This window comes from Baaleninema simplex PCC 7105, assembly GCF_000332355.1.
Lineage (GTDB): Bacteria > Cyanobacteriota > Cyanobacteriia > Cyanobacteriales > Geitlerinemataceae > Baaleninema > Baaleninema simplex.
In genome coordinates, this window is record NZ_KB235958.1 from 237,361 (window position 1) to 255,013 (window position 17,653).

At 50.8% G+C, this 17,653-nt stretch carries 16 protein-coding genes; 2 read left to right on the forward strand and 14 right to left on the reverse strand.

Annotated elements, in window-relative coordinates:
* Positions 1-144: 144 nt before the first annotated feature.
* From GEI7105_RS28815 to GEI7105_RS0102915, 4 genes are read right to left on the reverse strand one after another with little or no spacing between them, the layout of a single operon-like run.
* Positions 145-963, reverse strand: coding sequence for an acyltransferase (locus tag GEI7105_RS28815; RefSeq protein WP_017658985.1), 819 nt, complete (start codon positions 961-963; stop codon positions 145-147).
* 34 nt (positions 964-997) lie between these two features.
* Positions 998-1,858, reverse strand: a complete 861-nt coding sequence (locus GEI7105_RS0102905) for a sulfotransferase family protein (RefSeq protein WP_017658986.1) — start codon at positions 1,856-1,858, stop codon at positions 998-1,000.
* A gap of 52 nt (positions 1,859-1,910) precedes the next feature.
* Positions 1,911-3,008, reverse strand: coding sequence for a glycosyltransferase family 4 protein (locus tag GEI7105_RS0102910; RefSeq protein WP_017658987.1), 1,098 nt, complete (start codon positions 3,006-3,008; stop codon positions 1,911-1,913).
* Between the two features lie 15 nt (positions 3,009-3,023).
* Entirely contained in the window at positions 3,024-4,094 is a 1,071-nt protein-coding gene (locus GEI7105_RS0102915; protein ID WP_017658988.1) for a hypothetical protein, read from the reverse strand.
* A 436-nt stretch (positions 4,095-4,530) separates the two neighbouring features.
* Here GEI7105_RS0102915 and GEI7105_RS0102925 point away from each other — a divergent pair, with 436 nt between their 5' ends.
* On the forward strand, positions 4,531-5,430 hold the full coding sequence (locus GEI7105_RS0102925) for a sulfotransferase family protein (protein ID WP_017658990.1): 900 nt from the start codon (positions 4,531-4,533) through the stop codon (positions 5,428-5,430).
* A 228-nt stretch (positions 5,431-5,658) separates the two neighbouring features.
* The gene (locus GEI7105_RS0102930) at positions 5,659-6,831 is read left to right on the forward strand and encodes a glycosyltransferase (RefSeq protein ID WP_026097378.1); all 1,173 of its coding nucleotides are present in this window, start codon (positions 5,659-5,661) and stop codon (positions 6,829-6,831) included.
* Here the strand turns inward: GEI7105_RS0102930 and GEI7105_RS0102935 are convergent.
* The 10 genes from GEI7105_RS0102935 to GEI7105_RS39210 form a co-directional block, all read right to left on the reverse strand.
* Positions 6,798-7,934 (reverse strand): glycosyltransferase, encoded by a 1,137-nt coding sequence (locus GEI7105_RS0102935; protein ID WP_017658992.1) that lies wholly within the window; start codon positions 7,932-7,934, stop codon positions 6,798-6,800. The two genes, GEI7105_RS0102930 and GEI7105_RS0102935, sit on opposite strands and share 34 nt — an antisense overlap.
* 135 nt (positions 7,935-8,069) lie before the next feature.
* Positions 8,070-9,239, reverse strand: coding sequence for a glycosyltransferase family 61 protein (locus tag GEI7105_RS0102940; protein ID WP_017658993.1), 1,170 nt, complete (start codon positions 9,237-9,239; stop codon positions 8,070-8,072).
* A gap of 228 nt (positions 9,240-9,467) precedes the next feature.
* Positions 9,468-10,379, reverse strand: a complete 912-nt coding sequence (locus GEI7105_RS0102945; RefSeq protein WP_017658994.1) for an NAD-dependent epimerase/dehydratase family protein — start codon at positions 10,377-10,379, stop codon at positions 9,468-9,470.
* On the reverse strand, positions 10,376-10,927 hold the full coding sequence (rfbC, locus tag GEI7105_RS0102950; RefSeq protein ID WP_035492423.1) for a dTDP-4-dehydrorhamnose 3,5-epimerase: 552 nt from the start codon (positions 10,925-10,927) through the stop codon (positions 10,376-10,378). Before rfbC ends, GEI7105_RS0102945 begins: the two co-directional genes overlap by 4 nt.
* A gap of 137 nt (positions 10,928-11,064) precedes the next feature.
* A complete protein-coding gene (locus GEI7105_RS0102955) occupies positions 11,065-12,084 on the reverse strand; it encodes a GDP-mannose 4,6-dehydratase (protein WP_017658996.1) in 1,020 nt (339 codons plus the stop codon).
* Positions 12,078-12,860 carry a glucose-1-phosphate cytidylyltransferase gene (gene rfbF / locus GEI7105_RS0102960; protein ID WP_192816693.1) on the reverse strand — a complete coding sequence of 261 codons (783 nt, stop codon included), beginning with the start codon at positions 12,858-12,860 and terminating at the stop codon, positions 12,078-12,080. Before rfbF ends, GEI7105_RS0102955 begins: the two co-directional genes overlap by 7 nt.
* A 133-nt stretch (positions 12,861-12,993) precedes the next feature.
* On the reverse strand, positions 12,994-14,307 hold the full coding sequence (locus GEI7105_RS0102965; protein WP_017658998.1) for a glycosyltransferase family 4 protein: 1,314 nt from the start codon (positions 14,305-14,307) through the stop codon (positions 12,994-12,996).
* On the reverse strand, positions 14,300-15,502 hold the full coding sequence (locus GEI7105_RS0102970) for a glycosyltransferase family 4 protein (RefSeq protein WP_017658999.1): 1,203 nt from the start codon (positions 15,500-15,502) through the stop codon (positions 14,300-14,302). Before GEI7105_RS0102970 ends, GEI7105_RS0102965 begins: the two co-directional genes overlap by 8 nt.
* The gene (locus tag GEI7105_RS0102975; RefSeq protein WP_017659000.1) at positions 15,499-16,515 is read right to left on the reverse strand and encodes a glycosyltransferase family 2 protein; all 1,017 of its coding nucleotides are present in this window, start codon (positions 16,513-16,515) and stop codon (positions 15,499-15,501) included. The genes GEI7105_RS0102970 and GEI7105_RS0102975 overlap by 4 nt, the downstream gene beginning before the upstream one ends.
* A 158-nt stretch (positions 16,516-16,673) precedes the next feature.
* The coding region (locus GEI7105_RS39210) for a transposase (protein ID WP_017659001.1) at positions 16,674-17,653 on the reverse strand (980 nt) is incomplete at its 5' end.

A 17,653-nucleotide genomic window follows, 5' to 3' on the forward strand; every position in this document is an offset into this window, starting at 1 on the left:
TGATGACAGAAAGCTTGCCGGAAGTCATTCTGCATATCCTACTATTTTTGTCAAGTCAGTTGGCTCTTGAATGTTATTTTCAAGTCAAGGGGTCAGTTGGCTGAGTCGAAATACCTAATTCTTTTCCGATTCAATTTATACTACTTATACACTACATTTGAAGTGCGGAATGTGGGTTAAAAAGTTACTTGCTCCCTCTCGACTCAATTCCAAATATCGAATAAAATCTCGTTCGATAATGCTTAGCAGTAGCGCGAAGATGGCAATTCCCCAAATCAAAGTTTTGCGAGAAAAAACGAGCGATCGCACGCGTTCGTAATGCTGTCCGATATACCATCCCAAGATAAAGAAAAAGACCCAATCTAGAATCAAGCGATCGCTGAGATAGTGTAGAGGAGGAATTTTATCCAACAACGCACTGTAACGCACGACGGTAAAGCCAAATTGAACAGCAAGGGCAATGGCTAAACCGCTCGCTCCAATAGTTTTAACGTTAAGTTTGACGAGTATCCACCATAAAATATAAAATTGTAAAATTAAAATAATAAAATAGTAGACGTAAACACTTTTTCCTAAAATTAAATCGGTAACAATATGAGATAGCGATCGATCTCGTACCACAAAAATATTGTAAGCTTCAAATACAAGCGACCAAAAGATGTAAGGAGGAACGACGCGCAACAGTCGTTTTTTGAGAGTTAAATCGGGATTCTCGAAATTGCTGGGAACGTGAGACAACCAAAAACCACTGAGAATAATAAACGCGGGAACGCAAAACCGTTGCAGTTGGTTAATTCCCAACAGCACTAAATCGGCGATCGATCCCCGTTCGACCTCCGGTAAAAATGCCCCCGTGGTATGAATGAGAACGACACCGAGAATTGCCAAGCTACGAATAAAATCGAACTCGGGTAAACGAGTGCGAAACTCCGAAATAGGAGCGTTTGAAACTGTGGCTTTCATAATGTCGGTCTCAAGATATCCCGTAACTGGAAAACTAAGAGGTATATCCGAACTGTTGGTTTAATTGTCGAACCTCTTCCATATTTGCATAAGCCTCGAGAACCTTGGGGCTGAAGTTTTGACGGTCTTTCATGGTTTTTGCGTCGATCGCCGTTCCTAACGCTCGGTGTTGTCGAGCTTCGTGAGCTTTGACGCCTTTTCCACTGGTTCCCCACAAATTCATTTTGTCGTCGGCGTGTTCGAAGCGTCCGTAATCGAGCATTTCGACTTCAAACTCGTATCCCAAAAATTCCACGAGATCTCGAACAGTGGTTTTGGGAGCTTCGACGATATCTTCATAACGAACGGTATAGGTTCGCTCGTCGTCGAGGCGATCGAGTAGGCGCAAAACAGCAGTATTGTAGTCGTACCAAATCGACAAGCCTCGCTCGGGATTGTTACGAAACCACTCGCTCATGGCGATCGCTCGCGCGTCTCGCACCAAATGAACGAATTTCGCATTCGGAAAGTCGTCGCCGATCGCCTCGAAAAACAGCGATTGTCGCGGTTCTTTCACCGCCAAGCAGTCACTTCCTTCTTTCTCAACGATGCGACGGAACAGGCGTCGGGGGTCGAGTTTGGCTAAAAGCGGTTTGACATCGTAATAGTGACAAATTTGTCGGTATTTGTTGTTAACGATCTTCTCTTTTTTATCGCCGCGAAAATAACGCGGAATCGCTAACTCGCAGGGGGACGCGATTTGCGAGTGGGAATCGAGAACGCGCATGAGCATCGTCGAACCGCTGCGTGGCGCACATCCGATAAAAGCAACGTTCTGCACGTTGGGATAGTAGCGATCGTCACCGCGTCGGAGAATTTGCAAGGCTGTCCAATAGGTTTTCAGCCAGTCGAACATGACAATACACTCCTGGGATCGTGTGGGTAGGACTGGGTCGAACTTGCGAGGTTTAAACGACCTGCTGGTAAACCTCAAAGGTTTGCTCGGCCGTTTTGTTCCAATTAAACTGTTTGGCGCGATCGAATCCTCGTTCGATGAGCCGATCGCGGTGCGCCGAACTGTCTAACACCGACAACATCGCTTCGGCTAAATCCTCGATCGCATGGGGGTCGAACTGAATCCCGCCATCTCCGACGACTTCGGGAATGCTGGCTCGGTTCGATGCGATGACGGGAGTTCCACAGGCCATGGCTTCGAGGGGAGGAATTCCGAATCCTTCGTACTCTGAGGGATAGACGAACGCCACGCTACAGCGATAGAGTTTGGCTAAATGGCGATCGTCGGGGTTTTTCAGGGTTTGTAGGTGGTTTTGCAGTCCCAGTTCGTCGATCTGTTTCTGCTCGAAGTCGCGAAACGGATCGCCGACAGCCAGCAGCATCGCCTCGGGATAGCGAGAGACGACTTTCGATAACGCTTCGAGTAGGCGATCGAAGTTTTTATAATTGGGATTGCGCGACCCCACGTACAGGAAATAGGGTCGTTCGGGAACCGATTCTTCGCCGTAAGACGCCTCGATCGCGAGTTCGGACGCTTCGTACACGACGGTAATTTTCTCTTCAGGAACTCCCGAGAGTTCGATGAGGTCTTTTTTCGTGTTTTCCGAGACGCAAATCACGGCGTCGGCGATATCTACCGATCGCTTTTTCGTCCGCGCGATCTGACCGCTGCGATCCATGCGATCGGCGAACAGTTCGTGAATCATGTCGTGAACTGTGACGACCAGCGGACGCCGGTAAGCGGTCATATCCTTCCCGGTTAGCATCCAGTAGTACGTCGGGTGCATCACATCGAAGGATTCTGAAGAGGTCACCGCCTCGAAATAATTCCGTTCCAACCATTCGATCGCGCGTCGGGGTCGGCCGTCGCGAAAGGGAAACGCGTGAGTTTTGAGGTGCGGATGCTGCGGATACACGATATCACGGCTGCGATAGGCGGTGAGAATCGGTGTCAGACTCGCGGGAAGTCGCGAAATGAGGTTGTTGAAATAGCGGTTTATTCCGCCGAACTTTTGTAGTTTGTAAATGACACCGTCGTACAATACGCGCATCGCTCTCACCACCTCTTAGGAAACCTCTAGCAACGGTTGTAGCTTACCGGCCACTCGGTCTTTATCGAAGTGTCCGTCGTCGTTGACTTCCACCCAATCGCTTTCGTCGAGACCGAACATATGAAAGTGAGGGTGGTAGAGTTTTAAGTTGTATGAGAGAAATCCGGCCCAGTCGGAAAAGGCACTGTGACCGGTCACGAGAATGTCGCAGACGGTCATTTGATGGAACGTCGTCATGGCGGCTTCGGCCAGGTGAAACTCGACTAAGTTTCCGTAAGACTCGCTTTGAAACGCATTGACGAGTTCGTTCATTTCTGCGTCAGAGCCGAAGGAATAGATGTGAAACCGATGGCGACGATCGCCTAACAATTCGTCGAGTTGGCGTGTAATGGTTTGATAGAAACTCGTGGGAAGAAAGCGTTTGTTCTCCACTGAGGCGTCTTCGCGGCGGATGTGAACCCCGATCTCGATGGTGTCGCGATCGAAATTGGCGACTTTATAGGGATGGGGACGCGCGTGATATTTCTGACGCAGCTTGCGAACGACGTTATCGTAAACGGCTTTCTCGACTTTGCCCTCTCGCGCCCACTGTAACACTTGGTAGAGTAAGACGCGCACGGCTTTTTGAAAGCAGTAGACCGTGGGGCGATCGCGACGCTCGACATCGGCGAACACTCGTTCTAAATACTCAAACGGTACGCCACTCCAATAGGGCTTTCGCCACTGGCGAATTTTACGAACTGGCGATCGCTTCAACCAGCGGCGGCCGCGAGTTTCTAAACTCTCGATACTGTCGAACCAATTGAGAACAGGTCGCGAGAAGGTTCGCACGCCGAGCAACGGCGAACACGAGATTAAATCTAAGTCTAATCGATCGGCTTTGGATGACTCGATAAAATCCGAGAAGTTCTGCTCGTTTTCTCCGAATCCGAAAAAGGCTTCCCACCGGTCGTCTAAAAGGGGGCTGTGTAGATACTCGAGATGGTACAATTCAGCTAATATAAAGCCGGTGATGAGGTCGTCTAATTTATGTCCGACCCGAAAACCAGAATTGGGAATGGCGGTGACGTATTGGATTGAATGCACCGTAAACGTCCTGGATCGCGTGACGACAAAATTTAATTTATTATGGCACGCCCTCTCTGACAACGGCAATATTTTCGAGCTTTACTTCATCAAAAATTTATATTACTTATTGCAATCGCACGCAGTTCTAGAGCTATTTTAGATTGGAGAATTTACTTCACCCCTCTCACTTCTTTATGGGACTCGACAAACTCGAAATTGTAAGTTAAGCTCGGAGTTTATTCGGATAAAACATCGATGCAGCTATCTGGATCGATCGAACATCTATTGAATACGCTCTCGTGAAACTTTAAATTTAATGAGTCGATCGATACAATAGAGCCGGGCTTTTAACGAGCGTTTTTCCTAGCGATCGCTCGCAATATGGTCGATTAGTAATTTGTTTTTGTCAGCAATTCCCAACAAGGTTGTCCGATCGCAACTTCCCCGAAATCCCATGTCAAACCCTCGTCCGAACCTCTTTATTATCGGTGCGATGAAAGCAGGAACCACGTCCCTGCATCACTACATCAACACCCATCCAGAAGCGTTCATGTGCGAACCGAAAGAACCCTGTTATTTCGTCGCCCCCGACCAACTCCATTGGGAAAACATAAAAAAGTTAGAATTGTGGAAAGACGAAAACCGTTATCTCGACTTGTTTCGAGAGGCGGGAGAAGCGAAAATTATCGGGGAATCGAGTACCTTATACGCCAAAGCACCCCACATCACCGGAATTCCCGAACGAATCGTAAAATTTAATCCCGACGCCCGGTTTATCTACGTTTTACGCGATCCCATTCCCCGAACCATCAGTCACTACTGGCACGAGATTCGCCAAGGGAGCGAGTTTCGCGATATCCTCAGTGCCATTAAAGAAAATCCACTCTATCGGAATGTCAGCCACTACAGCGAACAACTGAAGCGGTATTACGAATATTTCGATCGCGATCGCCTGCTCGTTCTCAGCTTTGAAGAAATGACGCAAACCCCCACCACAGTAATTCGTCAAGTGTTCGAGTGGTTGGGAATCAACGCAGATTTCGTCCCCCCCAACATCGATCGCAAAATCCACGTTACCCCACAAAAGTTTCCCCGCAAAGACACCCTATTTCGCCTGCGGTATCGCTGGCCGTTCCGTCAGATCGCCGACGCCTTACCCAAATCCGTTCGCAACGCCGGAAAACAAGTCGCCGTCAAAGAATTCTCTCAAGAGATCGACCCAGACGTTCGCCAAGCCACCGTCAACTACCTGCGTCCGATCCAACAGGAACAAACCCGCGAACTCACCCAACTCCTCGGACGGGAATTTCCCGAATGGAAGCAGTTGTGGGGATCAGGAGATGGGGAGTCGTAGGGTGCGTGACTTGAAAAACAGGGTGTAAATCCTTAGACCTATAAATCGTCACGCACCGCCAACATACACCGCCCACATACAAGGGTGCGTGACTTGAAAATCGGGTGTCGATCGTGAGACCGATCGCTCTGTCACACACCGCCAATGTACTCCCTGGCTCCCCCTCTCCCCCTCTCCCTGGCTCCCCCTCTCCCCCTCTCCCTGGCTCCCTCGATCCTCATCAAAAAAATGAACGTTCTCAGTATCCACAACGCCTATAAAATTCGTGGTGGCGAAGACGAATCGCGTCAAGCTGAAGAACGCTTGCTGCGAGAACGCGGACACCACGTCGAAGTTTACGAAGAACACAACGATCGCGTCGATACCTTGTCCCGATTCCAAGTCGCCGCAAAAACCCTGTGGTCGCGGGAAGCCTATCGGGACGTGACCGACAGACTGATCGCTCGTCCCTGCGACGTAGTTCATATCCAAAACTTCTTCCCCCTCATTTCCCCCTCCGTCCACTACGCCGCCAAGGATTTGGGAATTCCGGTGGTTCAAACTCTGCGAAACTACCGCCTCCTCTGTCCCAACGGCTTATTTTTCCGCGACGGACGAGTCTGTGAAGACTGCTTGGGGAAAGCGATTCCCTATCCGGGGGTGGTTCACCGCTGCTATCGAGAATCTCGAGCCGCCAGCGGGATGACGGCGACGATGTTGGTGGTTCACCGACTGCTGAAGACTTGGAAAACTCGGGTCAATGGGTTTGTGACGTTGACGGAATTCGCCCGTCAGAAGTTTATCGAAGGGGGATTTCCGGGGGAGAACATCCACGTGAAACCGAATTTCGTCGATCCCGATCCCGGTATGGGAAGCGGAAGCGGTGGATATGCGGTGTTCGTGGGGCGGTTGTCCGTGGAAAAGGGTCTCGATACGCTATTGGCGGCGTGGGAAAAACTCAACGGGGCGATTCCGTTGAAAATTATCGGAGATGGAACCCTATCGTCGCAGGTGGAGGCGGCGATCGCTCGAATTCCTAACGTCACCTGGTTGGGGCGTCGTCCCATGACGGAAGTGTACGACATCATTGGCGAGGCCAGGTTTTTGGTGTTTCCCTCGAAGTGGTACGAAACCTTCGGACGAGTGGCTGTCGAAGCCTTTGCGAAGGGAACGCCAGTTATCGCAGCGAACATCGGGGCGATCGCGGAATTGGTCGAAGACGGACGGACGGGGTTACACTTTCAACCGGGAAACGCGGAGGATTTGGCGGCGACAGTCGAACGAGCGATCGCCCATCCCGAGTTGTTACGAAAAATGCGTCCGGTAGTTCGTCGGGAGTACGAAAATAAATATACTGCTGACGCCAACTATCAACGATTGATGGAGATCTACGAGTTGGCTCGCTCCAACACCGTCTCGTAAACCGTTTCTAATACGCGAGTTTGGCGATCGCGATCGAAGCTTTGACACACCCACTCTCGCCCTTTTTCACTAAAACTTTGCCATAATTCAGGGTCTTGAAGTAGCTTGACAATGTATTTCGCCAAGCCAGAGCGATCGTGTTCGGGAACCAAAAACCCCGTTTCCTCATGTAACACCGCCTCGGGAATTCCCGCGTGAAGCGTCGCCACCACCGGAAGACTCATCGCTTGGGCTTCTAACACCACGTTGGGAAGTCCTTCCGTGTCGCCATCTGCGGCGGTAACGCTGGGCGTCGCCAAAACTCGCGATCGATTCATCCAGGCTTTCACCTCCGACTGCGGCTGAACCCCGAGAAACTCGTAATTTTTCAAAGAGTCTTTCGCCTGACGTTCCAACTTTTCCCGTAAAACGCCATCTCCAATGACGACGAGTTTCGCCTCTGGCGTTTCAGTTTGAACCCTCGCCATCGCCGCAATTAAATCCTCGAGTCCTTTTTTTTCTGTCAGTCGCCCCACAAACAACACCACCGACTCTCGCGGAACCTGAAAATCCGCTTGAAACTGGTTCGTATCGACACCGTGATAGTGGGGGCGAATTTTGGCTTCGGGAAATCCCTGTTCCACGAGTTTCTGTTTGATAAATTTCGATACGGTGAGAAACAGCGTCGTTTCCCGTTTCAACGCTTCCCGACGTTGAAAGTAAATCCAATGATTGAGAGATACATATTGACTGGTTTCCGGGGTAATCGTCGCATCCGCCCCGCGATAGTGAACCAGCAAGGGAATCTTGAGTTTGCGAATCCAGGGAAGAACCAACACGCCGCTGAGTCCGAATTGGGCGTGAAGTAATACCGGATTGAGTCGTTCGATTTGTTGGTAAAAGTTCGGGGCGAATCCCGTGAGTTTGAACGTGGCTTCGGCGAGTTTACCGAGAGAAGTTCCAGAATTGAGGACTAGGGTGCGATCGCTCGGAAGTTCCAACCCCGGAACCCGACGAGAACCCACATAATAGGGCGTAAAGTTTTGCAGTTTTTCCCCTTGCGCCCGGATAAAGGTTTGCGATGGAGGAAGTAACAGACTACTGAAGAAAATAACGTTTTTCATGAGAATTCACCTGTAGTCTTGTATTTGGGCGGTGTACATTGGCGGTGCGTGACGATTTATTAGCCTCACGATCGACACCCTATTTTTCAAGTCACGCACCCTACAAATCATCACCTTATTACCCCATCATCACCCCTACCCATGCCATTTTTTCAGGATTTCCACCACCGCCGGAACATCGACACTGAAATTTTCCCGGTTGTTGGCTTTATTAGAACAAACAAACTCAAACGGATGTCCGAGAGCCTTCGCCAAATAATAGTAATAGGTTTGCATCTTCGCCATGATTTGCAACTCTAAAACGTTGACTTTCGGCGAAAAAAGAATATGCGTAATTCCGCCGCCATAAGCCCCCACCACCGTTTCTGCATCGTAAAACAGCTCGATTTTTTCTTCCAAGCTGTAATCTTCCAGAACGTACTTCTCAAACCCGAACTTTTGCAGTTCGCCGAACAGTTCCTCTTCGTTGAGAATGTGGCGTTTTTTCAAACCCGAGGCGGATTTAGACCGAGAAATGTAAATGCGCTTGTTCTGCTGGGAGGGGCGATCTGGAAGACAGGTTTCTCGCAGTTTTTGAATGTACGATTGCGGTAAATATCCCGAGCCGAACTGCGTGAGAAACGTCGGTAAAATCAGCTTTTCTAAGCGGTACAAACGCCCCGGCTCGACCTTGACTAATTTGGCGTTTTCGGGTATAATCCTAGGAACGATAATTTCTTCGGCTTCCGCTGTCGGATCGGCGTAGAGTACCTTGATTTCGTCGATGTCTCGATACGCCGGTTCGTTGAGGAGAAAACAGCGAGGCACTAAATCGATAAACTTGTGATAGTAGCCGTTGGGAAGTCCTTGATAAATGCTCGTATAGCCGGGAATGGTTTCCACGGGCTGCTCGAAAAACTTGCGTTTGATAAAGGATTTATTTAAAAACGCGCCCCACACGGTAATTTTATCCATATTCGGATAAATCGACTCGGCAAAAATTTTGCGAGATTGGGTCATCACGAGACCGTTTCCCGGCTCGAACAGTACGTCTTCGACGACGGAACTGTAAATGTCGTGGGTGGTGTAGCTTTCTCCTTCTAGATATTTAAAGGGATCGTCAAAGGGCGGCATTTTTTTGACTTCCGGCGTAGGAATGGTTTCTTTGGGAAGTCGATAGATAGGACGATCTTTTCCGTATTCCTTTTCGACAGTGGTAGTGTCTAATAAAAAGGCAATCGACGGCGAGAGGACTAACTGACTGTAAAGCGGTCGAATGGCTGGTTTGATAGCGTTTATTGCGGTTTCAAAGGGAGAAGTTTGCATGGTTTAGAGGGGGAGAAGGGGAGAAAGGTAGCTTGTAGGGTGTGTGACGCGGCCGACAAATGTTTTTGTATTGACTATAAACTGGAATTTTCCGCGTCACGCACCGACTCAAACATCCGGTTTTTTAGATCTGTAGGGTGCGTGACGCGGCCGACAAATGTTTTTGTATTGACTATAAACTGGAATTTTCCGCGTCACGCACCGACTCAAACATCCGGTTTTTTAGGGTTATGTTTTGGCTCGTTCGTACAGTTTTTCGCAGAATTCATCGATGAAGTCGGCGATGTGACGTTGGGGTTGAAAAAATTCGTCGATACGATCGCTCGTATAGTGAAACTCCGCCTCGGTGGGTTCGCCGTCGGGAATCACGAGATCGATCGCCTCGCCGCATCGCGTTCGCATACTGTGTTCTACCAACTGGGCGAGTTGGCGAATGCTGATGGTGTCGGGGCCGGGAACGTGCAGCAACGACAGGCGATCGAGGTGGTCTACGGTCGATCGAATCGTTTCGCAAATATCCCACACCGAAATAAAATTGCGTTTCTGATATCCGGGCGATCGCAACACGATTTTCTTCAGTTCCACCGCCTCCCGACAAAACCCCAGAGGCGTCAGCGTCCAACGGTTACAGGCGTCGATATCCGCCGGAATCCCGAAAAAGTTACTCGGACGCAACACCAACCCCTGAATTTTCCCCTGTCGCCGATACAGTTGCACGTACTCTTCCGCTTGTAAATGCGTCAAACCGTAATCGTTGAGGGGAAGCGGCGTCGTGGTTTCGTCGATGACTCCCTTCGGGCGTCCGAAAACGTGAAACGTCGAGAGATAGACGAATTTGGGGATGTCGTTGTTGACGCAGAAGTCCAACGCCGCCCGCGTTCCCGCCACATTACGCCACAGACTGCGATAGGGTTGTTCGCGACAGGTGACATCGTGGGCGGCGGCGGCGTGGACGAACAAATCCACAGGCGTCTCGAGGGTTTGTTGGGCGAAATCTTGGGGGCGATCGAGATCGATCGCCACGTCCGCCCCCGGTTTCCGCGTCGCCGTCAACACCCGCCAACCGTTGGCTGCAAAATCCCGACAGGCGATCCCACCGAAATAGCCGTTCGCCCCTGAAATTAAAACCGTTTTCGTCATGACTCGAACCGGAACGGACTTTCAAACTCAGCCAGCGGTTTCCATTGCTGGTCTTTCGCCGACACGATGGGCTGTTCCGCCACCCAGGGAATCCCCGCCGAATTCCACAAAATTCCCTCTTCATGTTCCGGGGCGTACACCGAAGACACCTGATACATCACCAACGCCATCTCGCTGACGATGTAAAACCCGTGGGCTAACCCCGAGGGAGCATAGACGGCGTTTCCTTTATCCGGCGTCAGGGTAAACAGGGCGTGTTCGCCGTAAGTGGGCGACCCTACTCGCAAATCTACCACCGCATCAAGGATTTCTCCCTCCGCACAATGGACGAGTTTTGCGTGGTCTTTCGGGGGAACCTGAAAGTGTAAGCCTCGCAAGACGTTTTGCTGAGAGACGGAATAGTAGGCTTCAGCGAAGTGCGTCGCCAGACCGAACTCTCGATAGACTTCTTCGTGAAAGGTTTTGACGAACCGACCGCGATCGTCTTTAAACACCTTCACATCGATTTCATAGCAACCTGGAATTTTCGTTTCTCGACAGTGCATCATCGTGATTGACCCGTAGCAGTTTCTTCACCCTTATCTCGCCCGTTCGTCGTCCGATCGCACATTAGATTGAGGGAACCGAACTCTAACAGAATTCAGGTTAAATTTAGGAGCGTTGAGTTTCCTGGCGTCCACCCAACCTACAGTTGTCCCGATTCAGACACCGTGACGATCGAAGGGGTTTTCTCCTCCAGAAAATGGCTGTACCAATCGATAGTTTCCAACAACGCCTCATCTAAGGTATATTTCGGCGACCAATTCAGTAACTTCCGGGCTTTCTCCGCCGAAAGATACTGATGCTTAATCTCGTTCTTCGCTTGATTCAAGATAATCGGTTCCAAATGGGGCTTACCCATCAACTTCAAAATCTTGCGAACCAAATCGATGACCGGAATTTGTAACTCGTTGCTGAAATTAAACGCCTCCCCCCAAACTTCTTTCCGTTCCATCTGTTCGGCGAGGTGGAGATACGCCAAAACCCCATCTTTCACGTAAAAATAATCGCGAATAAAGGTTCCGTCGCTGCGAATTTGAACGGGTTTATCTCGAAGGGTCGATCGAATCGTATCGGGGACAATGCGATTGAAATTCAAATCGCCGCCGCCGTAAAAATTACCGCAGCGAGTCACACACACGGGCAGTCCGTAACTGACATAATAGGTGCGGCTAATTAAATCCGCACAGCTTTTCGAGACATCGTAAGGGTGTTCTCCTTGTAACGGCGTGGTTTCGTCATAAGGTAATTCCTCTTGGTCGCCGTAAGCTTTGTCACTGGAGGCGACCACAATACGACTGACTCCCCCCACGCGGCGACAAGCTTCTAACAGGTTCCAAGTCCCTTTAATATTCGCCTCAAACGTTCCCAAGGGTTCGCGGTTGGCAACCCCTACAATCGTCTGGGCGGCTAAATGAAAGACCGTATCGATTTCATGTTCGTTAATCGCCCGTTCCAACACGGACAAATCTTCCAAACAGCCGTAAACCGTGGTGATTTTCTGCGAAAGTCCTTCCGAGAACAACCGCGACTGAGGTACCCAATCGCGCACTAATCCCACCACGTTCGCCCCTCGGCTGACGAGTTCCTGAGTCATCCAACTGCCCAGAAGTCCCGTACATCCAGTGACAAACACCGATCGATCTTGCCAGAAATTGTTTACCATACCTTCCACTTTGCTTGTCCCGCATTGTACAGGTCGCTTAAGAATTGCAGTTCCCGGTAAGTATCCATACACTGCCAGAAACCGTCGTGTTTGTAGACAGCAAGTTCGCCGAGGGCTGCCAAGGTTTTCAGGGGTTGCGCTTCAAAAACCGTCGAATCGCCGTCGATTAAATCTAATACCTTGCGGCTGAGAACGAAGTAACCGCCGTTAATCCATCCGGCACTGGTTTGGGGCTTTTCTTGAAAGTACGTCACCAGGTTATCTTCAATGACGAGTTCTCCAAAACGAGAGGGGGGGCGAACCGTTGTGATGGTGGCGAGTTTTCCGTGGCTTTTGTGATACTCGAGGAGGTTGTTAATGTTGACATCGCAAACCCCATCGCCGTAGGTTCCCAAGAGGAGATCGGCACCCATGCTATCCAAGTACGGGGCGAGCCGTTTGAGGCGTCCCCCGGTCATGGTTTCCTGTCCAGTATCGATCAGCCAAACTTTCCAATCTTCTTCGGTGTGTCCGTTGTCGAGTTTGGTGATGTTTTTACTTCCCAACTCGAGCAGAACGTTGCTGTAGAGAATGTCGTAATTTAAAAAATACTCCCGAATCATTTCACCTTTATACCCCAAGCAAAGTATGAAGTTATTAAAGCCGTAATGGGAGTAAATTTTCATGATGTGCCAAATCATGGGACGGTTGCCAACCGTGACCATAGGCTTCGGACGAAATTCGGTTTCTTCTTTGAGGCGCGTTCCTTTTCCACCGCAAAGAATGGCGACAGGAATGTTAGACATAGAAATTAATGGGTGAAGTCAACGTTTTAGAGAGCGTGTTTTGGGTAAATTTGTTACGATATTAAGCGAAATAATTCATAGTGTCCAGTGTCGATTTAAAACTTCGTAAAAACTTTTATAAACTTTATGGAATTCCTTTCGTGAGAGAGCTGGAAGAGACGGGTTCTCTACAGTTACATAACCTTTCGTAGAGATCTTTAAAAAACCGACTTTTCACCGACCAGCGGTAGTGTTGGCGGATGCGGTTTCGGCCGCCATCGCTGAGACGCTGCCAGCAGTCGCGATCGCCAGTCACTTCGGCCATCGCTTCGGCTAACTGAGAGATTGCCGTATCCGGATCGGACGCCGACACTTTGAACCCAGTGTCTTCAGTAACTTGAACCGCCGGGCCGCCTAAGTCCAGACACAACACCGGACGGCCGGCGGCCATGGCTTCGACGCAGACTAACGCCCCGGAATCGTGCAAACTAGGGTGAACTAACGCCGTGCAGGTTCCGAGGATTTGTAAGGTGTCCTCGCGGGAGCGTTTACCCAGGAACTTGACTCGGTGGGAAATTCCCAAATCGGCGGCGAGGCGTTGCAGGCGATCGCCCTCTTTTCCGTCCCCGACTAGCCAAAATTCCACATTTTCCGGTAAATCAGCTTTTGCAAAGGCACGTAAGCCCAAATCGAACCCCTTCCAATGCAGCAACCGCCCGATACTGAGGAATCGAGCAGGTTGCGGCGGGTCTTGAGCGCAATTTTCGAGGGTCGCGATCTCCTCCTCAGAGAGTCCCAACTGAGACAACACGCGCACGTCGGGGGCGTTGAGGCGATCGAGACAGGCGGCGGTGTCGTCGGTGGTGGCGAAGGCGATCGCACTGCGTCGGGCGGTTAAACTGACAAAAGGATCGATCGCCCCGAGACGTTGCGCCCCGTTTCGCAGCAGTTCGTAAACTTTGCCTCGCGTACCGAACTCCCGCCAAAAGGGTTTCGGTGTCATTTCCCCACCACCGACAGGGCCCCAAATAAAGGGAATTGGCAACAACGCCAAAAAACTGGGACTCCAATATTTCACGTAAGTCACGTGATGCACCACGTCGAAGCGATGAGTTTCGTGTAAATCGCGACCGACGAAATAGGCGACAATTTGCCACAGATAATAGTGGAGTTGTACCAATCGCTGACCCCGGTTGAGTCGCTGAAACCACTCGGGTAAATCGCAGTACACCACGTGCAACGCCGGAATCGGCGTCTTTTGCAGTTCCTCTTCAATACGCGGGCGGTTGTTTTCCCGCGTCAGCAGCCAAATTTCATGAAACTGCGCCAATTCCTTGGCTAAATTCCAACTAATCCCCGGTTCTGACCCTAAGCCGGGACGACAGGCGTAGGCAGACAGGAGGATGTGGAGAGGGGGAGAGGGGGAGAGGGGGGGAGGGGGAGAAGTCGTTTCAGTCATGCGACTCGCCTCCGAAGACTCTTTCAATCACCTGTTTCATAAAGTCCGCCGCCGCTTCTGGGGTGTACTGCGCCATCGTTTGACGGGCGTTTTCGCCCAACTGCGACGCTAACTCCGGGTTTTCGACGAATTTCGCCATTAAATCAGCGAACATTTCCAATTGGTTGGGATTGCAGCGATAGCCGTTTTCGCCGTCGCGAATCAACTCCACCGCTCCGGCATATTCCGAACAGAGAACGGGTTTTCCTAACACCATTGCTTCGAGGACGACCATGCCCCAAGTATCTTCAAAGGTGGGCAACACGAAGATGTCCGATTGTTGGAAATATGCTCCGAGTTGGTGGTAGGGAACGCGCCCCACCCAACGCACGCGATGTTCTATTCCATTGTCGCGACAAAAGGCTTCGAGTTCTTCTCGCCGTTCGCCGTCACCGACGATAATAATGCTGTAATCGCCAATTTCACGCCGTTCCAAATTCGCGCAGGCGTTTAGCCAAGGTTTTAATCCTTTGCGGGGAATCAAACTTCCAACATATAAAAATCGGGGATTCGGTAAATCTGAAAGTTCGTTTTCTACGTCGGAATCGTCAACTTTTAACGATTCTGTTCCTGGGACTTCATAAGGTTGCACGAACGTCCGTTCGGGGTCGGAATTTAAGACGTTTATTAAATAGTCTCGTCCGGCGTGAGAATTACTAATACAGGCGTCGGCGGTTTGCACCATCCAACGCCGCAACGCCAACCGCAACGGTGAATTTCGATAGTCTACGCTGGGGGAACTTCCTTCGTAGGCGATGACGACGCGCAACTCGCTTACGAATTTGGACAATAAGGCGAGTAACGTCCAAACACCGAAGGCGTTGGAAAACACGACATCGGGTTTAAATTTTGACAGTCGCCCGACAATTTGTAGGGGAAGATAGGTGAAGGTACTGCCGTAACCTTTATCGGCTTTTTTGAGAGCGACGAGTTTACGTTCTCCGACAATATCGACGCGAAAAGAATCTTCTAGTCCGGGGGCGAATCCATGCCAGCGACTGGTGTAGACGGTGGTATTGGGGAATAAGTCCGTGAGACATTTCATGGCAGGTTGCCAGTAGAAAAATGCCGAGGTTAACAGCCACGCGACGCGCACTGATGCGGGATCGATCGCTCCCGTTTCTAACGGCGTAGAAGACTCGTTCGTTGCAGTCATGACGATACCTCAGTAGACGCCTTTTGGTTGGAGCGAACTGTCCCATCTGTCCTGACTTGACGGGTTTCTGAATTCGGTTTTTCGTAAGCCGATCGCCGCAAGCGAAGTTGTACGTCTTCGAGCAATTTGCGGTTGGCAGACATCACGTCCGCCACTAACCCGAACATCCACAATTGAAAGCCGATGAGGATTAAAATTGCCGCGAGAATCAAACTCGGCGTGCGGGCGCGATCGGGTTCAAATAAAATCAACCAGCGAATACACAGCAATATCCCCAAGGTGAAGGGAATACTTCCCGCGATCGAAAAGAACCGCAGGGGGCGATAGGTCATGAAAATTCGCAGGATCGTAAAGATCGATCGCTGGATGTAAGCGGGAATGCTTTTCACCAGTCGCGAGGGGCGTAAATAGCCGTTGGTTCGGATGGGAACTGAGGCGATCGCCATTCCCTTTTGTCCCGCTTGAATGATGGTTTCGAGGGTGTAGGTATATTCGTTAAACACGTTTAACTGCATCGCCGCGTTGCGAGAATAGGCGCGAAATCCGCTGGGGGCGTCGGGAATTTTCGTGTTGCTGGCGATGCGAACGACCCAACTTCCGAGGCGTTGCAGGACTTTTTTCGCCGGGGAAAAATGCTCGATCTCGGTGATGGGGCGTTCTCCAACGACCATCTCGGCGGTTCCGTTGAGAATCGGTTCGATGAGTTTGGGAATATCAGCGGCGCAATATTGGTTGTCGGCGTCTGTGTTGACGATGATATCCGCCCCCGCTTTGAGGCTGGCGTCGATACCCGCCATGAACACTTTCGCGAGTCCCTGGTTGTGGTCGAAACTGACGATGTGGTCTACGCCGCAGGCTTGGGCGACTTCGACGGTGCGATCGACGCTACCATCGTTGACAATCAGCCATTCGACCCGATCGATCCCTGGAATGTCGCGGGGGAGTTCGGAGAGCGTCACCCCCAGGGTGGCTTCTTCGTTGTAACAGGGAATTTGAATAATCAGTTTAGTCATTGCTGACGGAGAGGGTGGAGTATACCAGGGATTTTATGCGCGATCGATGGGATTTAGGGGAGAAGGGGAGAGGGGGAGATGGGGAGATGGGGAGAGGGGGAGATGGGGAGAGGGGGAGATGGGGAGAGGGGGAGATCTGATAAGGCTATGACTTTTACTTAGGAGGTATCGAAAGCCAAAGAAGCCCCAGGATAGGGAGAAGTACGGTGGCGTCCCCAACTCAAGGGAAGTCCTTGAAAGAGGCGGACGACAAAAGAGATACAGCCAAGGCGCCAACAAGAAAGAGTTCTCGGTCTGAGGGTCGCGGCGGCCAGACCGGTCGAGTCAGAGTCAGTCCGAGGGGAAGTCGAAGGCTTTTGGGAGTCTTCCCGACAAGCCCCTTCGGTGATGAGCCAAAGTAAAGCCACAGACATGGCCAGCCAAAGACACTCAGCCCGGTGAGGATGAGTCAAACGGGTGCGTTGCCAATTAAAGCCATCGCTCTTGAGATCGCGATAAGCCGCTTCAGTCCAAGAGCGAAAGCCATAAAAGGCAGCCGAAGCCGATTGAGGTGAGGCGTCACTCAGCAACAGCCAAGGGTCTTTGTAATCCTCGTCCCATCGGGCTAACAGGGTACAATCGAGAGGATTTTGGCGAAAGCAGCGTACCGGTTGACTAAAACTCTCACCAACTCGAACCACTTGCTCGAGAGGTTGCCAGTCGGCGAGAGTTTCCCCCGAGCGCACTTGGTAATAGCCTTGTGAGTTAATACGTAACAAAGGATGCCATCCCAGAGCCACAATTTCCTCATACAGCCAACAAGCATAGAGTCCTCGATCGGCCAAAACCCAAACCCTGACCGACTCGGGAACCACTCCGCTCAAGCGACGGAGCAAGTCTTGCCACAGGGGCTTCCAGGGGTGTTTCTGGGAAGCTTTCACGATTTTCCAGGCCACGGGAATGCCACTGCCGCGATAGAGTACGTTGAGTGACAAGACGATAAATTTTTGACCGATATGGGTCGCATCTAAGGCCAGGAACAGGTCGTCGCTCTCTCCTAATAGCTCTAAGACCCACTTCAGCAGCGGCGCGAAACAACTGGCTACATCTAGCTCAGCATATTTACGACCGTAAGCTTGGCGTTTTTCTTTGTACCACT